Source organism: Kribbella sp. C-35 (genome assembly GCF_046549195.1).
In the GTDB taxonomy this organism is placed as follows: domain Bacteria; phylum Actinomycetota; class Actinomycetes; order Propionibacteriales; family Kribbellaceae; genus Kribbella.
Genome location: NZ_JAJPWG010000005.1, coordinates 661,049 through 679,224, shown reverse-complemented (window position 1 = coordinate 679,224; position 18,176 = coordinate 661,049). Strand labels below are relative to the sequence as shown.

The window sequence follows — 18,176 nt, the reverse complement described above, 5'->3', positions numbered from 1 at the left end:
CGGACGTGGAGCCGTTCGCCGCCGGACCTATTTCGCGTCGGCGTAGATCTCGACGGTGGCGGTGGTGAAGGTGAAGTTGGCGGGGGTGGGGCCGAAGGTCAGGATGCCGGCGAGGTTGCTGGCTTGCTGGATCGCTTCGGTGACTTGGTCGGCTTCGTCGGCGGGGCAGTGGACGATCACCTCGTCGTGCTGGTGGAAGACGAGTTCGGCCTTGAGGGGTGTCAGGGACTGACGGAGGGCGGCCAGGAGCAGGAGGGCCCAGTCGGCGGCGCTGCCTTGGACGACGAAGTTTCTGGTGAAGCGGCCGCGGGCTCTCGCGTGGCGGGGGTCTGTGGTGGGGATGTCGGCCGGCGGGCCTTCCAGGAGGGCTTCGTCGAGGGGGTGGCCGCTTGGTGGGCAGGTGCGGCCCAGGTACGTGCGGACCAGTCGGCCTTCCTCGCCCGCGCGGGCCGCGTCGTCGACGTACGCGACTGCCTGCGGGAATCGCTTGCGCAGCATGGCGAGGTTCTTGAGGCCGTCGCCGGACGTCTGCCCGTAGATCGCACCCAGGACGGCGATCTTCGCCTGCGCCCGGTCTCCGGAGAACGCCTGGTCCGACACGGCCTTGTAGAGATCACCGGGATCACTGGCGACCTCCATCAGCGCGCGATCGCGGGAGATCGCGGCGAGGACCCGCGGTTCGAGCTGGGAGGCGTCAGCGACGACGAGCCGCCAGCCGGGGTCCGCGACCACCGCGCGGCGGATCACCTTCGGGATCTGCAGGCCGCCGCCGCCGTTGGTGATCCAGCGCCCGGACACGGTGCCGCCGGGAAGGAACCCGGGTCGGAAGCGTCCGTCGTGGACCCAGTCGTTCAGCCAGCTCCAGCCGTTCGCCGTGTAGATCCGGTAAAGCTTCTTGTACTCGAGTAGCGGCGCGACCGCCGGATGATCAACATGCTCGAGCTCCCACTTCCGCGTCGACTTCACCTGGTGCCCGGCCTGCTTGAAGGCCTTCAGTACGTCGGCCGGCAGCTCGGGCCGCACGCGATGCCCGAACGCGGCGGAGATCTCGTCCGCGAGCTCGGTCAGCCGACGCGGCTCGCCCGAACCGGCGAACCGTTCACCGAGCAGCTCGCTCAGCAGCTCCCGATGCGCGTCGGCGCTCCACGGTAACCCGGCGAGATCCATCTCCGCCGCGACGAGCATCGCGGACGATTCCGATGCCGTGAGCAACCGCATGCGGTCCGGGTATTCGGCCAGATCGTGCCGTCGGAGTTGGTCGGCGTACACCTGAAGCAATGCCTCGAACGGGATCGGCTCGACGGCGATCTCGAACAGCGACGACTGCTCACCCGGTACGACGGCGCGCAGCGGCGGATCCGGTGGGACCGGGCGACCGCTCAAACGCGCCCACGCAGCGGCCGCGGACCGTGGTTCACCGAGCCGACCCTCGTGGCCGAGCAGCAGCCCTTCGGTGTTCTCAATGTCGTAGCACCGCTCGACCCGCACCCCGGCTGCCAGCAACCGCGGATAGATCTCGGTCGACGAACGCCACACCCACCGCGTGACCTGCGGCCGCGACGCGACGGCCGCGACCAGATCCGGCTCGCGCAGAATCTCCCCGGCAGGCTGACCGTCCGGGTGCAGGGCAACGAGCATCGCCCCGCCGCCCTCCTCCGGAGCGATCAGCCACCGTTCGTCCACGAGCCCCATCCTCACACCCGCCACCGACACTTCCACTTTGAGCACGCACCAACCATTTGGAGGGCCGGAAAATGGTCGGTGGGTGCTCAAAGAGCGTTGATCAGGCCAGTTGTGGGAGACTGGACTTATGTGGCGGGCGGGGGATCTGGAGGCGGCGGACGGGACCAAGACCGAGCAGGTCGAGGGGCTCGTGCTGCGGCGGATCGAGCGGGGCGACCTGTCGATCGGGTCGCGGTTGCCGTCGGAGCGGGTGCTGGCGGAGCGGCTCGAGGTGAGCCGCGTGACTGTAGTACGCGCACTGGAGAACCTGCGGCGCGACGGCGTACTGGAGACCAAGCGTGGCTCGGGGACCGTAGTACGGCCGCTGGACCGGCTGCTGGACCCTGTGGCGCCGGCGTCGACCGTGACGGCAGGGGACCGGCCGGTGTTGGACCTGCGGTTCGCCACGACGGCCGCGCCGCATGATGTGGCTGAGGCAGCAGCGCAGATCGTGCAGGACGGGCTGCCACAGGCCATGGGAGGTGACGGACCGCCACCAGGTGGATCGCAGGAGCTCAGAGCGGCGCTGGCCGAGCGCCTCACCGCAGAGGGCGTGCCGACCGAGCCGGAGCAGCTGACGCTCACCGTAGGCGCAGCAGCCGGTCTGAACGCCGCACTGGCCGGGCTGGACCTCGGACCGGGTGTAGCGATCACCGAAACCCCGACGTACCCGGCTGCCTTCGACCTGCTCCGCAAACACCGCCTGGACGTAGCAGGCTGGCCAGCAGGTGTCTGGGATACCGACCAGCTCGCTCACCTCTGCCGGCGCCACCGCCCGAAGGTCATCTACCTGCAGGCCGACAACCACAACCCGACCGGCCTCAGCCTCCCAGCCGACCGGCGCCAGGCAGTGGTCGAGATAGCACGCAGGTACGGCGCTGCTCTGATCAGTGACGAGACGATGCGGCCACTGTGGTTGGCGAGTGGGGAGCAGGCGGAGCCGCTGAGCCGTCACCCGCGCACCGTGAGTGTCGGCTCGCTGTCCAAGACGGTGTGGGGCGGGCTGCGCGTCGGCTGGGTGCGTACCGGCAAGCAGCTCCGCAGGCGGATCAACACCGCGGCACAGCTCAGTGTGGCGTCGCCGAGCGCGCTGGACGACCTCCTGGCCCGGGCGATCGTGCCGAAGCTCGACAAGGTGATCGGCCGCCGCAGGACCCGGCTGCGCGCCAACCTGAACGCCCTGGAGACCGGACTCCGGACACTCGACGGTGTGGCATGGCCCACGCCGACGGGCGGTATGACGCTCTGGCTTGAGCTGACCGAGATCAGGGCCCGCCGCGTCCTGGAGGCGGCCCGCGAGCAGGGCCTGCTGCTAGGCGCCGGTGACCTGTTCACACCGGACGCGACCGACCGCCGGCACATCCGGATCCCGTTCACCGCCCCGCCGGCCACGCTCCGGCTCGTGGTCGCCCGGCTGGACGAGGTACTTCAGTCCACTTGATTCCGGGTGGACTGAAGATCGATGCCCGCCACCTCCTAACCTGGAGGTGAGGCCCACGACCAGGAGGATGTAGTGACCGAGAACCAGACCCCGCAGGTTGGCACCGCGAAGGTCAAGCGCGGCATGGCGGAGATGCTCAAGGGCGGCGTGATCATGGACGTCGTCACCGCCGAGCAGGCCAAGATCGCCGAGGACGCCGGCGCGGTCGCGGTGATGGCGCTGGAGCGGGTCCCGGCCGACATCCGCGCCCAGGGCGGCGTCTCCCGGATGAGCGACCCGGACATGATCGACTCGATCATCAACGCGGTGTCGATCCCGGTGATGGCCAAGGCCCGGATCGGTCACTTCGTCGAGGCGCAGGTGCTGCAGAGCCTCGGTGTGGACTACATCGACGAGTCCGAGGTGCTCACCCCGGCCGACTACGCGAACCACATCGACAAGTGGCAGTTCACCGTGCCGTTCGTCTGCGGCGCGACCAACCTGGGCGAGGCACTGCGCCGGATCACCGAGGGTGCGGCGATGATCCGCTCCAAGGGCGAGGCCGGCACCGGTGACGTGTCCAACGCGACCACGCACATGCGCCAGATCCGCCAGGAGATCCGCAAGCTGCAGAACCTGCCGGAGGACGAGCTGTACGTCGCGGCGAAGGAGCTGCAGGCGCCGTACGAGCTGGTCAAGGAGGTCGCCGCGCTCGGCAAGCTGCCGGTGGTGCTGTTCACCGCGGGCGGCATCGCCACCCCGGCCGACGCCGCGATGATGATGCAGCTCGGCGCCGAGGGCGTGTTCGTCGGCTCCGGCATCTTCAAGTCGGGCAACCCGGCGCAGCGCGCGGAGGCGATCGTCAAGGCCACCACGTTCCACGACGACCCCGACGTGATCGCCAAGGTCTCCCGCGGTCTGGGCGAGGCGATGGTCGGCATCAACGTCGACGAGATCCCGCAGCCGCACCGGCTTGCCGAGCGCGGCTGGTGAGCTCCGCCAAGAGTTCCGGCAGCCTGCCGTCGGTGGACGAGCGGACCGCCCGGGAGCTGCGGGGCCTGGCCCGTGTCCTGGTGCGGTCCGGGTACGCCGACCACGCGGCCATCACTGCTGCGTTGACCGAGGCCGTCTCGGAGGACGCGCCGTCGATGGACGCGGCCGCTCTCGTGCCGCTGCTGATCGGCGAGGCGGTCATGGACCTCAACGAGGACGCCTCCACCTGGCCCGAGTCGACGGATCCGGACCGGTTGGATGCCGTACTCGCGGAATTCGAGCGTCTCGGCTTGGTGGTGGTCCGCTACACGTCGGACCACCACGCGGCTCGGCAGGCGCTGGAGGCCGCGGACGGTCCGCAGGGGCTGGTGTTCTTCACCGACACCGACGTCTGGCACGCGGTCGACTTCGGGATGCTGGAGCTGAAGCTCTGGCACCCGGACACCGCGAACGTCGCACCGGGGGAGCCGCTGCTGGAGGACGTGCTCGCGCTGCTGCGCCAGAACGACCTGCCCGCGGTGTTCGACGAAGGCCGCATCGAGGTCACCCTCGACTGGCAACGGAGGGTGACGCTGTGACAGTCATCGGCGTTTTCGCGTTGCAGGGGAACGTGCGCGAGCACCTGGCCATGCTGGCCGAGGTCGGTGTCGAGGGTCGCGCCGTACGGCGTCCGTCCGAGCTGGCCGAGGTCGACGCGATGGTACTGCCGGGTGGTGAGTCGACGACGATGGACAAGCTGGCCCGGGCGTTCGACCTGTTCGAGCCGCTGCAGAAGCGGATCGCGGACGGGATGCCGGTGTTCGGCACCTGCGCCGGGATGATCCTGCTGGCGAACGAGATCACCGGCGGGACGGTCGACCAGGAGACACTCGGCGGACTCGACGTGACGGTCCGCCGGAACGCATTCGGGCGGCAGGTGGACTCGTTCGAGGCGGATCTCGAGTTTGCTGCTTTCGACACGCCGTACCACGCCGTGTTCATCCGGGCACCGTGGGTGGAGCGGGTCGGCCGGGACGTGGAGGTACTCTCGACGGTGAGGTCAGGCCCTGCCGCAGGTAGGATCGTCGCGGTTCGCCACGATCGGCTGCTGGCCACGTCGTTCCATCCGGAGATGACCGGGGACGCCAGGCTGCACGGCTACTTCGCCGAGCTGGTCCGCGGCCTCTGAGACGTTGCAAGCGGTAGAAGGGTTGGGTTCGCCATGTCAGGCCACTCCAAGTGGGCCACCACGAAGCACAAGAAGGCCGTCATCGACGCGAAGCGCGGCAAGCTCTTCGCGAAGCTGATCAAGAACATCGAGGTGGCCGCCCGGATGGGCGGTGGCGACCCTGGCGGGAACCCGACGCTGTACGACGCCATCCAGAAGGCGAAGAAGTCCTCGGTCCCGAACGACAACATCGACCGCGCGGTCAAGCGCGGCTCGGGTGCCGAGGCGGGCGGCGCGGAGTACCAGACGATCATGTACGAGGGCTACGGCCCGAACGGCGTGGCGATGCTGGTCGAGTGCCTCACCGACAACCGGAACCGGGCCGCCGCGGACGTCCGTACGGCGATGACGCGGAACGGCGGATCGCTCGCCGACCCGAACTCGGTCGCGTACATGTTCAACCGCAAGGGCGTGATCGTCGTCGCCAAGGAGCAGGACGGTAAGTCGCTGTCCGAGGACGACGTGATGGAGGCCGTGCTCGAGGCCGGCGCCGACGAGGTCAACGACCTCGGCGAGTCCTGGGAGGTCGTCACCGAGGCCACCGACATGGTCGCGGCCCGGACCGCGCTGCAGGACGCCGGCATCGACTACGACTCCGCCGATGTCCAGTTCGTCCCGTCGATGACGGTCGAGCTGGACGCCGACGGCGCCGGCAAGATCTTCCGCCTGATCGACGCCCTCGAGGACAGCGACGACGTCCAGAACGTCTACGCGAACTTCGACGTGTCCGACGAAATCATGGCCGAGGTCGGCTGAAGCTCGAGGGGCCGCGGTGACCGCGGCCCCTCTGCTTGAACTGAAGTGTGTCAGATTATTGACGAGCGTCGGACGGAATGGCACGATTCGAGGCAACTTGAGCCTCGAGGGAGTGCGCCATGGCTGGAACGTTCGTGTTGATCACCGGTGCCTGGCATGGGGGATGGGCCTGGCGGCCCGTCGCCGAGGAGCTTCGGTCCGCGGGTCATCAGGTGCTGACTCCGACCCTGCCCGGACTGCAGGACGGTGCGGACCCGACGCCGTACACGCTGGCCGACGTCGTAGATTCGGTCGTCGAGCTGGTCGAGGGCGAGGACCTGCGGGACGTCACGCTGGTCGGGCACAGCTGGGGCGGTTACGTGATCGCCGGCGCCGCACCGCGACTCGCGGCGCGGCTGCGGAAGCTGGTGTTCTGGAGCGCATTCGTTCCGGCCGAGGGCCGCAGCCTGTACGACGAGGTGCCGCCGAACTACCAGGCCTTGTTCGACGGACAGGCGCAGGCGTCCGGGAACAACTCGGTCGCGATGCCGTTCGAGGTGTGGCTGATGGCGTTCATGCCGGACGCGTCCGAGGACGTGCAGCGCGTCGTCCACAGCCTGCTCGTGCCGCAGCCCATGCAGTACTTCACCGAGACCGTCGCACCACTGGATCTCGACACCCTCGGCGTACCGGTCGCCTACCTGCTCGGCGAGGACGACGTCGCCCTGCCGCCCGGCGAATACGGCTGGAACCGATTCGCCGAGCGGCTCGGCGTCGCCCCCGTCCCAGCCCCCGGCAGCCACGAAGCCTGCTTCACCCGGCCGGTCGAACTGGCCGAAGCCCTGTTGAAGATCTAGCTACATTCCGAGGGCTTTTCCGTCGATCACCTGGTTGGACGGCGGGGCCTTCGGCGTTGTGACCTGGTTGTACTCGGTGAAGGTCAGCGCGTCGGTGCCGGACGACTCGAGGCGGACCGGGCGCGCGGTGACCGTGTCGACCCAGAGCGTGCCGTCGGTGTCCCGGAGACCGATCGCGGTGACACCGCCGATGGTCCGCGGTGCGGTCTTGCGGAGCGTGCCGGTCGGCTCGAACAGCGTGTCGAAGAACTTCGGCTTGCTGGCGAACGCCGCGAGCTCACCGAGATCCTTGTCGGTCAGCGGGGTCTTGATCCAGCGACCCGCGACCAGCGCGATCACGGCGTCCGCGTCGGCCTTGTCCTTGATCTGGGCGCGCCAGAACTTGTCACTGATCTTCAGGTACGCCGTCCGTTCCAGGACGATCATCGAGAAAGCGGCGCCGTTGATGCTCATCGTGCCCTGACCGCCGGCCTTGCTCAGCCGGATGTCCAGCACGATCCGGTCGCCCTCGTCGGACATCGCGCCCTTCATCCGCACGCTGGTCGCGGCCTTCGCGGCAGCCTGCGTCTTGGTCAGGATCTTCGTCGCGGACAGCCCGGCGATACTGCTCACCGGCGTACTGGCAGGCGGCGTACTGGCAGGCGCCGGCGACGGAGTCACCACCGGAGACGGTGTGACCGACGTGGCGGTAGGTGTCGGCGTGGTTCCGATCGCGTCGCCGGTCGCCGGGTCGGATCCCTGGCAACCTGCGACGAGTACAACCAGCACGCCCGCCATCGCGCAGGCCGCCGTACGACGTATCAGCATCTTGCTCCCCCTCCCGCACTCCCCAGTGCAGATACCTGAGAGATGCCGCCAGTACCCGAAAAGTTGCGGTCCCCGAGACCTTTCTTGACTTCTTGACTGAGTTCGCTCATTATTGAGTCAACTCAGAAAGATTGGTAGGGAAGTTGCCATGCGAGCGTTTGTCGTCAATCAGTACAAGGGGCCGGTGCAGCAGGCCGAGGTCCCTGAGCCTGCGGTCGGGGAGCACGACGTGCTCGTCGAGGTCCGGGCGGCCGGGCTCAACGTGCTCGACGAGAAGATCCGGGCGGGCGAGTTCAAGCAGATCCTTCCGTACAAGTTGCCGCAGATCCTCGGCAACGACGTCGCCGGGACGGTGCTCGGTGTCGGCGCTGAGGTGCGGGGATTCGCGCCTGGCGACGAGGTGTACGCCCGGCCCGGCAAGGACCGCATCGGAACGTTCGCGGAGCGCATCGCGGTCGCCGAGGCCGACCTGGCGCTCAAGCCGGCATCGGTCAGCATCGAGGAGGCGGCCTCGCTGCCGCTGGTGGCCTTGACCGCCTGGCAGGCACTCGTCGAGAAGGGCAACGTACGGCCAGGGCAGCGGGTCCTGATCCACGCCGGCGCCGGCGGCGTCGGGACCATCGCGATCCAGCTCGCCAAGTACCTCGGCGCGACCGTCGCCACCACGGTCAGCTCCGGCAACGCCGAGTTCGTACGCGAACTCGGGGCCGACATCGTCATCGACTACCGCAGCCAGGACTTCGAACAACTCCTGGACTCCTACGACCTGGTGCTGGACAGCCTCGGCGGGAAGAACCTCGAGAAGTCGCTGCGCGTGCTGCGCCCCGGCGGCAAGGCGATCGGGATCGTTGGACCACCCGACGCGGCGTTCGGCCGCGAACTCGGCGCGAACCCGCTGCTCCGGCTGGTGATGACCGCCCTCAGCAGCGGTATCCGCCGCCAGGCCCGACGCCTCGGCGTGACGTACGAGTTCCTCTTCATGCGCGCCAGCGGTGAGCAGCTTCGCCAGATCGCGGCCCTCGTCGACAGCGGCGTACTGCGCCCCGTCGTCGGACGGGTCTTCGACTTCGACCAGACCGTGCAGGCAGTGCAGTCGCTCGAAAAAGGCGGCATCCGCGGCAAAGCCGTCATCAGCCGGCCCTGACAACCCCATCTCATCCCGCACCATCCACAGAACAGGACAAAACCATGAACACGAACAATCACGCACAGAACAACGTCATCACCGCCTACAAGGACGCGCCGGCCCGGACCGTCGATGCCGGCGGCGTCACCTACGCCTACCGCGAGTTGGGGCCGAAGGGCGGGATCCCCGTCGTCTTCTTCGTGCACCTCGCCGCGACGCTGGACAACTGGGACCCCCGGATCATCGACCCCATCGCGCAGAACCGGCACGTCATCACCTTCGACAACCGCGGCGTCGGCGCCTCCACCGGCAGCGTTCCCGACAGCGTCGAGGCGATGGCCGACGACGCCTACACCTTCATCAAGGCGCTCGGCTTCGACACGATCGACATCTTCTCCTTCTCCCTCGGCGGCATGATCGCCCAGGCCCTCGTGGTGAAGCACCCCGAGCTCGTCCGCAAGCTCGTGCTCACCGGCACCGGGCCGAAGGGCGGCAAGGACATCGACAAGGTTGTCGGCACCACGTACTACGACATCCTGCGCGCCACGCTGACCCGGCAGGACCCCAAGGAGTTCCTGTTCTTCAACCGCAACGCCACCGGCAAGCCCGCCGCGCGAGCGTTCGTCAACCGGCTCAAGGAGCGCACCGCCGACCGCGACGCGGACATCAAGACCAAGGCGTTCCGGACCCAGCTGAAGGCGATCCAGAAGTGGGGCCGCTCGGCCCCCGACGACCTGTCGAAGATCACCCAGCCCACCCTGATCGCCAACGGCGACAACGACCGCATGGTGCCCTCGATCCTGTCCGAAGACCTGCACCGGCGCATCAAGGACAGCGAGCTGATCATCTACCCCGACTCGGGACACGGCGGCATCTTCCAGTACCACCAGAAATTCGCCCCCGTCGCCGTCGAGTTCCTCGCCCGCTGACCACCTCGACCAAACACTCGCGACCAGGAAAGAAGCCAGCGCCATGGATACGACGCAGCTAGGAGTGAAGAAGCACCTCACCTCCTCGATTCCACTCTGGGTGCGCACCGACCAGCCCCGCCAGACCGGCATGGACTACTGGAAGGGCCCGCACTCGAAGATCATCTCTGCCACTCCTGGCCTGGAGGAGTACCGGCAGATCCACCTTGCCGAGGACAACCCGGGCCGGTGGCCGGTGACCGACGGGGTGGAGACGTCGATCCCCGTCGACCGCAAGATCGACGGCGTCGCGGAAGTCACCTTCCACTCGGCGCTCTCCCCGCTGCTAGGGCGCAAGCAGACGCAGCTGGCGTACAAGGACGAGATCAACGTGTTCCGCCGTACTCTCCTCTACACCGGCCCGCCGAACTCGTCGCGCTGGTACGAGGTCGCCGGCCCAGGCGAGACCGTCGGTGCCCGTGCGATGGTCTACCTCCGCCGCAGGGACGGGGTCGGCGGCGGCGAGTTCCGGAAGTTCATCAAGGAGCAGCTCGTTCCCGCACTCGCCGGCACCGGTGTGCTCAAGGAGCTGCGTACGCAGACGTTCTTGCCCTGGATCGAAAAGCTCTGGGACACCCCGAACGTCGCACACGACAACCCCCACGACCAGCAGTTCCACGCCTCCGTCATCCTCGGGTTCACCGACACCGCGGCACGCGACGCCTTCTTCACCAGCAACGTGATCGAGGAACTCTCCAACCAGCTGGCACCACTCGCCTCCGCGATCCATGCGTACGACGTCGACGCCGCCCTCACCTACGTCAAGAACGGCGCCATCCTGCCGCACTACGAGCAGTAGCCGCATCAGGCGTCCCACAACAGAAAGAGCGTCACTATGCCTTCCCTCGATGAAGCAGTCGTCCTGGTCACAGGAGCAAACGGCGGCATCGGAACGCACTTCGTCCACCAGGCTCTCGCGCGCGGCGCGGCGAAGGTCTACGCCACAGCCCGCGCCCCGCGCACCTGGGACGACGAGCGCATCGTCCCCCTCACCCTCGACATCACCGACGCCGATTCCATCGCTGCGGCCGTTGCGGCAGCCCCAGACGTGACGATGCTCATCAACAACGCGGGCGCCCTCCCGCCGAGTGCAAGCCTCCTGGACGTGACCGAGGCCGACATCCGGGCGAACCTGGAGACCAACTTCTTCGGCCCTGTCTTCCTCGCCCGTGCGTTCGCGCCGGTCCTCACCGCCAAGCCGCAGTCCGTTCTCGTGGACGTCCACTCGGTTGCGAGCTGGTACGGATTCGGCGGCACCTACAGCGCCGGCAAGGCCGCGCTCTGGTCGGCCACCAACTCCCTACGGCTCGAACTCGCACCTCGAGGCGTCCACGTGACGGGCGTGCACATGGGGTACGTCGACACCCGCATGGCAGCGCACACGGACGGACCCAAGCTGCAGCCGGCCGACCTCGCGACCTTGGTCTACGACGCAGTCGAGGCCGGCGAGTACGAGGTCATCGGCGACGAGCTGACCGCCCAGGTCAAGGCAGCTCTGAGCGGCCCGGTCGAGGCGCTCTATCCGGAGCTCCGCGACCCGAAGGCTCCGCTCGTCGCCGTGGAAGAATAGGCGCGGCACTGTGGAGACCACACGGCCGGAGACCACACAGCAGACAAGGACGGCACCCATGCCACTCGCCTCCCAACGAGTCGGACGGCGCGAACGGAACAAGCAGGAGAAGCTCGACCGCATCACCGCCGCCGCCCGAGAGCTCTTCGCCGAGCGCGGCGTCGACGAGGTCACCACCCAGGAGATCGCGGACAAGGCCGACATCGGTGCGGGCACGCTGTTTCTGTACGCCAAGACCAAGGGTGAACTCCTCCTGCTCGTGCAGAACTCGATGTACGCCGACGCGCTCGCACAGGGCAGGTCGGCGGCCGAGACCGTCCCCGACGTACTCGACGCGGTGATGGCGATCGTCCGCCCGGTGGTGGAATGCAACCGCAAACAGATCGACAACGGACGGACGTACCTTCGGGAGATGGTCTTCGGCGACCCCGAGGAGCCGCATCACCGCGAAGCGCTCGGCCTGACCGTGCAGACCGAGCAGGCGATCGCCGATGTCCTCCAGCGGGACGAGCGCATCAGCGCCGCCGACGCCGCGACGCTCGCCCACATCGTGTCCGCGATCATGTTCGTCAGCATGGCCGCGACGATCAACGTCGCCAACCCGGTCGACGACGTCGTACAGGAGATCAAAGACCAGGTCCGGGTTCTGTTACCGAGGTGATGTCAGCCTCCTCACGGGTTGACGATCTGGTCGCCGACCAGGGCGAGGGTTTGGATGGCGGCGAGGCCGTAGAGGGCTGTGGTGTTGGTGGAGACCCACTTGGCGGCCTGGGTCGGGTTGAGGGTGGTGGTCACGTCTTCGGCGGTCCAGGGGAGCGTCGGCGCGTAGCCGTCACCTTTGTAGAACTCCGACCAGGCACGGGCTGCCAGGTCGTCACGGTTCAGTCGGACCGAGGCGTACGCCGTGAGTCGCGCGTGGCCCTGCCGCAGGATGAGGTTGCCGAAGTATGCCCCGCACTCCGCCGTCTGCTCTGCGCGGGTCGCGTTGAACAGCCGGCAGTACTGCAGCCACGCGGCCTCGAACGCGGGCATCTCCACCAGGTCGATCATCTCGGCGCAAATCTCCACCTCGCCGAACATGGCGCTCAGATGGGACACACTGACGATCTTCTCGGCCACAGGCGCGAAGCGACCCGTGTCGAGGTCGTAGAGCCCGCTGCCGGTGACGAACCCGTTCGGCATCGCCCCGATCGTCTCCATCGTCCCGAGCAGCTTGGCCTTCGCTACAGCAGCCTTAGGTCCTTGCCGCTCCCACTCGGTCAGCCAGGCAGCGGCCAGGCCGCTCCAGTCGGTGCCGAGGCCGATGGAGAGTGCATGCGGGTCAGGGGTGTACGGCTCGGTCCTGATCTTCCGCAGCGGGTCCAGCACCAGGAACGTCTTGTCCGAGTCCACCAGCTCCGACAGCAGGTCGCCGGTACGCTCGTCAGCCGTCAAGTAGTAGTAGAACCGCCGGTACGCCGCCGTACTGATCCGCTGCTGCTTCGCACTGTCCGCCCAGTGCTGTACGCCGTGCCGCGTACCCAGACCGGCCCACTGACCCAGGTGGTAGACGTCGACCTCACCAGTGTGCCGAGTCATCGCCTCCGCGAACCGGAAGATGTCGGCTCGCCCTGACCGCAGGAACGCGTACCAGAGCCACAGGTCCGGTGACAGCTCCGAGTTGTCCCAGGCGTACCCGCCCACGTCGTACCGCCACACCAGCCGGTCCTCGTCGAACGTGTGCATGATGTCGCCGTAGTCCCAGAACCCGTACCAGTGCCGCGACTCGACCTGCCCGCGGTAGTAGTCGAACAGGAAGTCCAGGTGGTCCTCGATCGCGTTCTTCGCGGGCACGGACCGGTCCACCGGGCTGAACAGCCCACCGAACACCCGGGAGCTCACCAGCTGATCCACCGGGTTGATGAGCTGCGGCGGCGTCCGTACCTGGTCGGCCAGGTCACCCAGCCGCGCAGCCGACGGCGTCGCCTCCAGCGCCCAGAACGTCAGCTCAGACGTCCGGGCGATCCCGTACGGCGTACCGAACGCGGGCTCGTAGTCCTCGTAGGTGATGTTGAGGCCCTCGAGCTGCTCCGGGTACGTGTCCTGGCCCATGCCATCGTGGTAGAACCGCGTGTCCATCGCACCGGCCGCCGGGGACCACAGCCACACGGTCACCTCGGCTTCCTCGGACGCCGCCTTCCGGACGTCCAGCTGCGTCGGGTGCCGCTGCCAGAAGTCCCTTAACCCGAAGGCGAAGCCGCCGCTCACGCCACCGACGTACCCGAGCCCGGACGCGCGCTTGCCCTGGTCGACGGAGACCCATCCGGAGCCTTTGGCAGTTCGCTTACGCACCGTGAACCCGTCCGCGGTCAACTGGCTCAGCGAGTAGTCACCCCACTCGGGGATGTACTGCAGCCGCGTCGTCACCCGCTGGTCCCACGTCGCCGGATCCGGCAGCTTCGTCCCGGCGATCTGCGCGGCCCGTACGACGGCGCCCGGGTCCCGCCGCAGGCCGGTGATGCCCTGCACCGCCTCGGACACCATCCCGTGTCCCTCGCCGACGAACCGGACATGCCGGTCGTACGCCGCGTCGCGCATCGGCACCGAGAAGCGCACGCCGAGCCCGGCGATGTAGTCCTTCTGTCCGTCGCGGTCGTAGACGAACGTGTGCACCATCCGCACGTTCTCCGCACCGGCGACGAAGTACAGCCGGACCGAGAACGGCAACCAACTCAGGCCCTTGCGTGACTTGTGCCGGCCTTCGATCCGTACGACGGCGCGCACCGGCCCGGACTGCTCCACGGTGACCCGGGTGATGTCGCTGTCGTACTGCTCGCGGACCACACCGCCGTCCTCATCGTCCGCGATCCTGTCCTGCTTGAGGTTGACCAGTTGGCCCTTGCTGGCGATCAGTACGTCGCCACGCCAGATGTGGCTGATCAGCTCCTTTCCGCTCTTCCGGATCCGCGCCTTGATCACGCCCGTGTCGACGTCGACGTACAGCTTCTCGTTCTTGACCGTGACGGGATGCGCTGGCGCAGTCGCCGTACCCGGGCCGAGCGTGTATGACTCAGCAGGTGCGTCCACAGCGATCGCGTGCGCACTCCACTTGAGAGAGCCGTCCGGCCAGTACGCGGTCGGCCAGCTCTGCAGCGGTACGTCGGCGCCGTCAGCGGACTTGAGTGCGAACGACTGGTTCGCTGGTACGGCGCCCTTCGGCCAAGGCGTGCCCCAGGTAGTGACAGCCGCTGTGGTGGGCTTGCCTTCGAGCCAGCTGAGCTTCACGTCGGGAGCTTCGGCAGCCGCGGCAGGTTGGATCTTGTCGAGCAGGGACACCGCAGGTACGGCGGCCATACCTGCTAGGACCGTACGTCGGGAGACCTCCATGCTGCACCACCTCTGTCAGGTCTGTGTTCGGGGATCAGGGTCAGGTTCTGGATCGCTGCCAGCGCGTACTGCGACGCACCGTTGGTACTGATGAACGCGGCCTCGTCGACCGGCATCAGCGCGCCGTCGACGGGAGTGGTCTTCCACTCGGCCGTGTCCACTGACAACTTGCGCCAGGCCAGCCGCGCCAGCTCCGGGTCACCGGTGCGTGCAGCCGCGTACGCAGCCAGTCGGCTGTGAGCCTGTTCTTGCGAGATGCCCTGCAACGGCTGACCGAGCTCTGCCTTCTGCTCCTCGGGCGAGAGCAGGTAAAGCCGGCAGTAGTCGAGCCATGCCTTCTCGAACCCCGGTACGTCGAGGTCCAGGTCGATGAGCTCGGAACAGATCTCGGGGAGTCCGAAGAGTGAGGACAGGTGGGAGACCGCGATGGTGTCCCGGCTGGTGTCGAAGCGCCCGGTGGACAGGTCCAGCCGCGCACTACCGGTCAGGAAGCCGTAGTGCAGCGCAGCGATGTCGGACATCGTTCCCACGAGCCGTGCACGGGCCCGCTCGTCTCCGTGTCGTTCCCATCGCGTGAGCCACGCAGCAGCCAGTGCACCCCAGTCCACCCCCAGCTCGATTGACAGCGCGTGCGGGTCGGGGGAGTAGACGTCCGGTCGTACCTTGCGCTGCGGGTCGACGACGAGGAACGCCTCCTCGATGGTCGCCAGCTCGTCCATCAGGTCACCTGTCCGCTCGTCTGCGGTCAGGTAGTAGTAGAAGCGCCGGTAGATCGCACTGGAGATCCGCACCTGCTTGCAGCTGCAGCCCCAGTGCTGCACGTTGTGCCGCGACCCCAGACCCTTCCAGCGGCCCAGGTGATGTACGTCGACCTCACCGGTGTGCCGCGTCATCGACTCGGCGAAACGGAACACGTCGGCCCGCCCGGTCCGCAGGTACTGGTACCAGAGCCACAGGTCGGGGGAGAGCTCCGAGTTGTCCCAGGCGAACCCGCCCACGTCGTACCGCCACGTGTGCCGGTCGCGGTCGTAGGTGTGCATGACGTCGCCGTAGTCCCAGAACCCGTACCAGCGGCGTTGCTCGCGCTGACCGACGTAGTACTGGAAGAGGAAGTTCAGCCGGGCCTCGATGTCCTGGTGGTCTGCAGTGGGCAGACTCCAGGTGCCGAACACACCTGCCGCCAGCAAACGCGCAGGAGAGACCGTGAGCAGTCCAGGCGAGTTGAGCAGCGCTACGTGTTCCGACAGCTCTTCAGCTGACGGTGTGGTGTCGTGGACGCACAGGCTGAGCTCATGCGTACGGGCGACACCGTGCGCGTTGCCGAAACCGGGCTCGTAGTCCTCGTAGGTGATCTCCAGTCCTTCGAGCTGTTCGGCGTACGTGTCCTGGTCCATGCCGTCGTGCCAGTAGCGCACGTCCATGGCCGGTGCGCTGGGCGACCACATCCACACGGTGGCCGTCGCTACGTCCGAGGCCGCGTTGCGGATGTCCAGCCGGGTCGGGTGCAGTTTCCAGAAGTCACGGAGCCCGAAGCCCAGTCCGCCGCTGACGCCACCGACGTACCCGTAGCCGGGTGCTCTGGTGCCGGACGGGATGGTGATCCACCCCTGTCCCGCTCCGGTGCGTTTGCGCAGCGTGAAGCCGTCCGCGCTGGTCTGGTCGAGGGTGTAGTCGTTCCACTGCGGGATGAGGTGCAGACGGTCGGCCACCTCCGGGTTGGGGATGTATTCGACAGCACCGCCGGCGACCTGGGTACGTCGTACCTCTTCGCCCGGATCGCGGCGTAGACCAGTCAGACCGCGGACTGCCTCGGTCAGGAACCCGGAGGGGCCCGCGAGCCGGATGTGGCGATTGTGCGGCTCGTCGCGCATGACCACGTCCGCACTGAGTCCCAGACCGGCCAGGAAGTCCCGATCCGGATCACCGTCCCAGACGAAGCTGTGCACGATCCGTACGTCGGCAGCGCCCGCGTAGAAGTACAGCCGCACCGAGAACGGCAGCCAGTCGCCGTGCTTGCCCTCGAGCCTGACGACGGCCCGCACCGGCCCGTCCTGCTCGACGGTGATGCGGTCCACGGTCGCCGTCGTTTGCTCGCGCGCTACACCCTCGTCAGGAGCGTCCTGCCGCAAGCTCACCAGCCGAACGTCCCGCACCACTTCCTGATCGTTGTAGCTGATCGACGCGATCAAGCCCGGCGGCTTCAGCACCCACGTCACCGCGCCCGTCGACACCCGCACCTCGCTGTCGACTCGCTCGACCACAACAGGACGGCGTGGTGCGGCCGGCGCACCGACGACCAGCTCGTACGACGACTCGGGCTGCTCGGACGGCCCGATCGCGTGCGCGGACCACTTCACCGAGCCGTCCGGCCACGTCGCAGTCGTCCAGCTCTGCACCGGCGTACCGTCGCACAACGCGAACTCGGTGCCCTCGGCAACCGTGCCTCGAGCCCACGGAACGCCCCAGGAAACACCTTGTCGACAAGGTGTTTCTAGCCACTGAACTGTGGTCATTCCTTCACCGAACCGATCAGGACGCCCTTCGCGAAGTGCTTCTGCAGGAACGGGTAGAAGAACAGGATCGGCAGTGTCGCGACCACCACGACCGCGAACTTCAGGCCCTGCTCCGGGAACGTCACCGTCTCCAGTTGCTGCAGCACGTTCGCCGAGTCCGCGTTCGCCGCGGTGAGCTGGCGGACGATCATCTGCAGCGTCCACTTCTTGCTGTCGTCGATGTAGAGCAATGGCGACATGTAGTCGTTCCAGATCCCGACCGCGTAGAACAGCGAGAACGTCGCGATGATCGGTTTCGACAACGGCAGCACGATCCGCAGGAACACGTTCAGCTCGTTGCACCCGTCGATCCGGGCCGCTTCCTCGAGCGCCTCCGGCAACTCCTGGAAGAAACTCTTCACCACGATCAGGTAGAACGGGTTGATCGCCAGCGGCAGCATCAGCGCCCAGTAGCTGTCCAGCAACCCGAGGTCCCGTACGACGAGGTACGTCGGGATCATGCCGCCGCTGAACACGAGCGTGAAGATCACCAGGTTCAGCACCAGCGCCCGCCCCGGCAAGAACTTCTTCGCCAAGGGATAGGCCATCGTCAGGGTCAGCAGCAGCTGGATCACCGTGCCGACCGCGGTCACCCCGACCGTGGTCAGCAACGCGCGGACGAACGTGTCGGTGGAGAAGATGTAGTGGTACGTGTCGGTGACGAACTTGTGCGGCCACAGGAAGAACGGCCGCGAGCTGATCTCGGACTCGGTCGCGAACGATCCGGCGAGCACGTAGAGCAGCGGAAGCACCGTGACGAGAGCCAGACCGGTCAGGAACACGACGTTCAGTACGTCGAAGATCCGGCTCCCGACGGAGTCGTAGTAGCGCACGCGCTGTTTCATCGGTCCTC

16 protein-coding genes are annotated in these 18,176 nt (G+C 67.4%); 11 read left to right on the top strand and 5 right to left on the bottom strand.

Translation table 11 applies throughout. The features are described from left to right. Positions 1-27: 27 nt before the first annotated feature. Positions 28-1,692 carry a bifunctional 3'-5' exonuclease/DNA polymerase gene (locus ACLJOO_RS33565; protein WP_410791679.1) on the bottom strand — a complete coding sequence of 555 codons (1,665 nt, stop codon included), beginning with the start codon at positions 1,690-1,692 and terminating at the stop codon, positions 28-30. 118 nt (positions 1,693-1,810) lie between these two features. Here ACLJOO_RS33565 and ACLJOO_RS33560 point away from each other — a divergent pair, with 118 nt between their 5' ends. The 6 genes from ACLJOO_RS33560 to ACLJOO_RS33535 all read left to right on the top strand — a co-directional run bounded on the left by ACLJOO_RS33560 (position 1,811) and on the right by ACLJOO_RS33535 (position 6,934). Then, positions 1,811-3,163, top strand: a complete 1,353-nt coding sequence (locus ACLJOO_RS33560) for a PLP-dependent aminotransferase family protein (protein ID WP_410791678.1) — start codon at positions 1,811-1,813, stop codon at positions 3,161-3,163. A gap of 72 nt (positions 3,164-3,235) precedes the next feature. Continuing rightward, positions 3,236-4,135 carry a pyridoxal 5'-phosphate synthase lyase subunit PdxS gene (pdxS, locus tag ACLJOO_RS33555; RefSeq protein ID WP_410791677.1) on the top strand — a complete coding sequence of 300 codons (900 nt, stop codon included), beginning with the start codon at positions 3,236-3,238 and terminating at the stop codon, positions 4,133-4,135. Positions 4,136-4,167: 32 nt separating this feature from the next. After that, positions 4,168-4,713, top strand: coding sequence for a DUF6891 domain-containing protein (locus ACLJOO_RS33550; RefSeq protein WP_410791676.1), 546 nt, complete (start codon positions 4,168-4,170; stop codon positions 4,711-4,713). Beyond that, complete coding sequence (gene pdxT, locus ACLJOO_RS33545) at positions 4,710-5,303, top strand: pyridoxal 5'-phosphate synthase glutaminase subunit PdxT (protein WP_410791675.1); 594 nt, start codon at positions 4,710-4,712, stop codon at positions 5,301-5,303. The genes ACLJOO_RS33550 and pdxT overlap by 4 nt, the downstream gene beginning before the upstream one ends. A 33-nt stretch (positions 5,304-5,336) precedes the next feature. Continuing rightward, on the top strand, positions 5,337-6,098 hold the full coding sequence (locus ACLJOO_RS33540; RefSeq protein WP_131463192.1) for a YebC/PmpR family DNA-binding transcriptional regulator: 762 nt from the start codon (positions 5,337-5,339) through the stop codon (positions 6,096-6,098). A 119-nt stretch (positions 6,099-6,217) separates the two neighbouring features. Next, on the top strand, positions 6,218-6,934 hold the full coding sequence (locus ACLJOO_RS33535; RefSeq protein ID WP_410791674.1) for an alpha/beta fold hydrolase: 717 nt from the start codon (positions 6,218-6,220) through the stop codon (positions 6,932-6,934). On the opposite strand, the gene ACLJOO_RS33530 is transcribed toward ACLJOO_RS33535, so the two are convergent. Further along, on the bottom strand, positions 6,935-7,741 hold the full coding sequence (locus ACLJOO_RS33530) for a hypothetical protein (RefSeq protein ID WP_410791673.1): 807 nt from the start codon (positions 7,739-7,741) through the stop codon (positions 6,935-6,937). Between the two features lie 148 nt (positions 7,742-7,889). Between ACLJOO_RS33530 and ACLJOO_RS33525 the strand changes: the two genes are divergently transcribed. The 5 genes from ACLJOO_RS33525 to ACLJOO_RS33505 are packed head-to-tail and all read left to right on the top strand — an operon-like array spanning position 7,890 to position 12,066. Next, positions 7,890-8,885, top strand: a complete 996-nt coding sequence (locus ACLJOO_RS33525; protein ID WP_410791672.1) for an NADP-dependent oxidoreductase — start codon at positions 7,890-7,892, stop codon at positions 8,883-8,885. Between the two features lie 44 nt (positions 8,886-8,929). Continuing rightward, a complete protein-coding gene (locus ACLJOO_RS33520; RefSeq protein ID WP_410791671.1) occupies positions 8,930-9,796 on the top strand; it encodes an alpha/beta fold hydrolase in 867 nt (288 codons plus the stop codon). A gap of 43 nt (positions 9,797-9,839) precedes the next feature. After that, positions 9,840-10,634 carry a hypothetical protein gene (locus tag ACLJOO_RS33515; protein WP_410791670.1) on the top strand — a complete coding sequence of 265 codons (795 nt, stop codon included), beginning with the start codon at positions 9,840-9,842 and terminating at the stop codon, positions 10,632-10,634. 36 nt (positions 10,635-10,670) lie between these two features. After that, positions 10,671-11,405, top strand: coding sequence for an SDR family oxidoreductase (locus ACLJOO_RS33510; RefSeq protein ID WP_410791669.1), 735 nt, complete (start codon positions 10,671-10,673; stop codon positions 11,403-11,405). Between the two features lie 58 nt (positions 11,406-11,463). Next, complete coding sequence (locus ACLJOO_RS33505) at positions 11,464-12,066, top strand: TetR/AcrR family transcriptional regulator (RefSeq protein WP_410791668.1); 603 nt, start codon at positions 11,464-11,466, stop codon at positions 12,064-12,066. Between the two features lie 11 nt (positions 12,067-12,077). Here the strand turns inward: ACLJOO_RS33505 and ACLJOO_RS33500 are convergent, their stop codons facing one another. Genes ACLJOO_RS33500 through ACLJOO_RS33490 form a run of 3 tightly spaced genes read right to left on the bottom strand, consistent with a single transcriptional unit; the run spans position 12,078 to position 18,168 of the window. Continuing rightward, a complete protein-coding gene (locus ACLJOO_RS33500; protein WP_410791667.1) occupies positions 12,078-14,771 on the bottom strand; it encodes a Tat pathway signal sequence domain protein in 2,694 nt (897 codons plus the stop codon). Beyond that, on the bottom strand, positions 14,744-17,284 hold the full coding sequence (locus ACLJOO_RS33495; RefSeq protein ID WP_410791666.1) for a Tat pathway signal sequence domain protein: 2,541 nt from the start codon (positions 17,282-17,284) through the stop codon (positions 14,744-14,746). Before ACLJOO_RS33495 ends, ACLJOO_RS33500 begins: the two co-directional genes overlap by 28 nt. Then, positions 17,281-18,168 carry a carbohydrate ABC transporter permease gene (locus tag ACLJOO_RS33490; protein ID WP_410791665.1) on the bottom strand — a complete coding sequence of 296 codons (888 nt, stop codon included), beginning with the start codon at positions 18,166-18,168 and terminating at the stop codon, positions 17,281-17,283. The genes ACLJOO_RS33495 and ACLJOO_RS33490 overlap by 4 nt, the downstream gene beginning before the upstream one ends. Positions 18,169-18,176: the final 8 nt, after the last annotated feature.

What these genes read in the sequence shown, in the direction of transcription:
- ACLJOO_RS33525 (WP_410791672.1), top strand. Translation starts at nt 7,890, where the DNA reads ATGCGAGCGTTTGTCGTCAATCAGTACAAGGGGCCGGTGCAGCAGGCC.
- ACLJOO_RS33500 (WP_410791667.1), bottom strand. Translation starts at nt 14,771, where the DNA reads ATGGAGGTCTCCCGACGTACGGTCCTAGCAGGTATGGCCGCCGTACCT.
- ACLJOO_RS33565 (WP_410791679.1), bottom strand. Translation starts at nt 1,692, where the DNA reads ATGGGGCTCGTGGACGAACGGTGGCTGATCGCTCCGGAGGAGGGCGGC.
- ACLJOO_RS33515 (WP_410791670.1), top strand. Translation starts at nt 9,840, where the DNA reads ATGGATACGACGCAGCTAGGAGTGAAGAAGCACCTCACCTCCTCGATT.
- ACLJOO_RS33520 (WP_410791671.1), top strand. Translation starts at nt 8,930, where the DNA reads ATGAACACGAACAATCACGCACAGAACAACGTCATCACCGCCTACAAG.
- ACLJOO_RS33505 (WP_410791668.1), top strand. Translation starts at nt 11,464, where the DNA reads ATGCCACTCGCCTCCCAACGAGTCGGACGGCGCGAACGGAACAAGCAG.
- ACLJOO_RS33495 (WP_410791666.1), bottom strand. Translation starts at nt 17,284, where the DNA reads ATGACCACAGTTCAGTGGCTAGAAACACCTTGTCGACAAGGTGTTTCC.
- ACLJOO_RS33530 (WP_410791673.1), bottom strand. Translation starts at nt 7,741, where the DNA reads ATGCTGATACGTCGTACGGCGGCCTGCGCGATGGCGGGCGTGCTGGTT.
- ACLJOO_RS33560 (WP_410791678.1), top strand. Translation starts at nt 1,811, where the DNA reads ATGTGGCGGGCGGGGGATCTGGAGGCGGCGGACGGGACCAAGACCGAG.
- ACLJOO_RS33540 (WP_131463192.1), top strand. Translation starts at nt 5,337, where the DNA reads ATGTCAGGCCACTCCAAGTGGGCCACCACGAAGCACAAGAAGGCCGTC.
- ACLJOO_RS33490 (WP_410791665.1), bottom strand. Translation starts at nt 18,168, where the DNA reads ATGAAACAGCGCGTGCGCTACTACGACTCCGTCGGGAGCCGGATCTTC.
- ACLJOO_RS33535 (WP_410791674.1), top strand. Translation starts at nt 6,218, where the DNA reads ATGGCTGGAACGTTCGTGTTGATCACCGGTGCCTGGCATGGGGGATGG.
- ACLJOO_RS33510 (WP_410791669.1), top strand. Translation starts at nt 10,671, where the DNA reads ATGCCTTCCCTCGATGAAGCAGTCGTCCTGGTCACAGGAGCAAACGGC.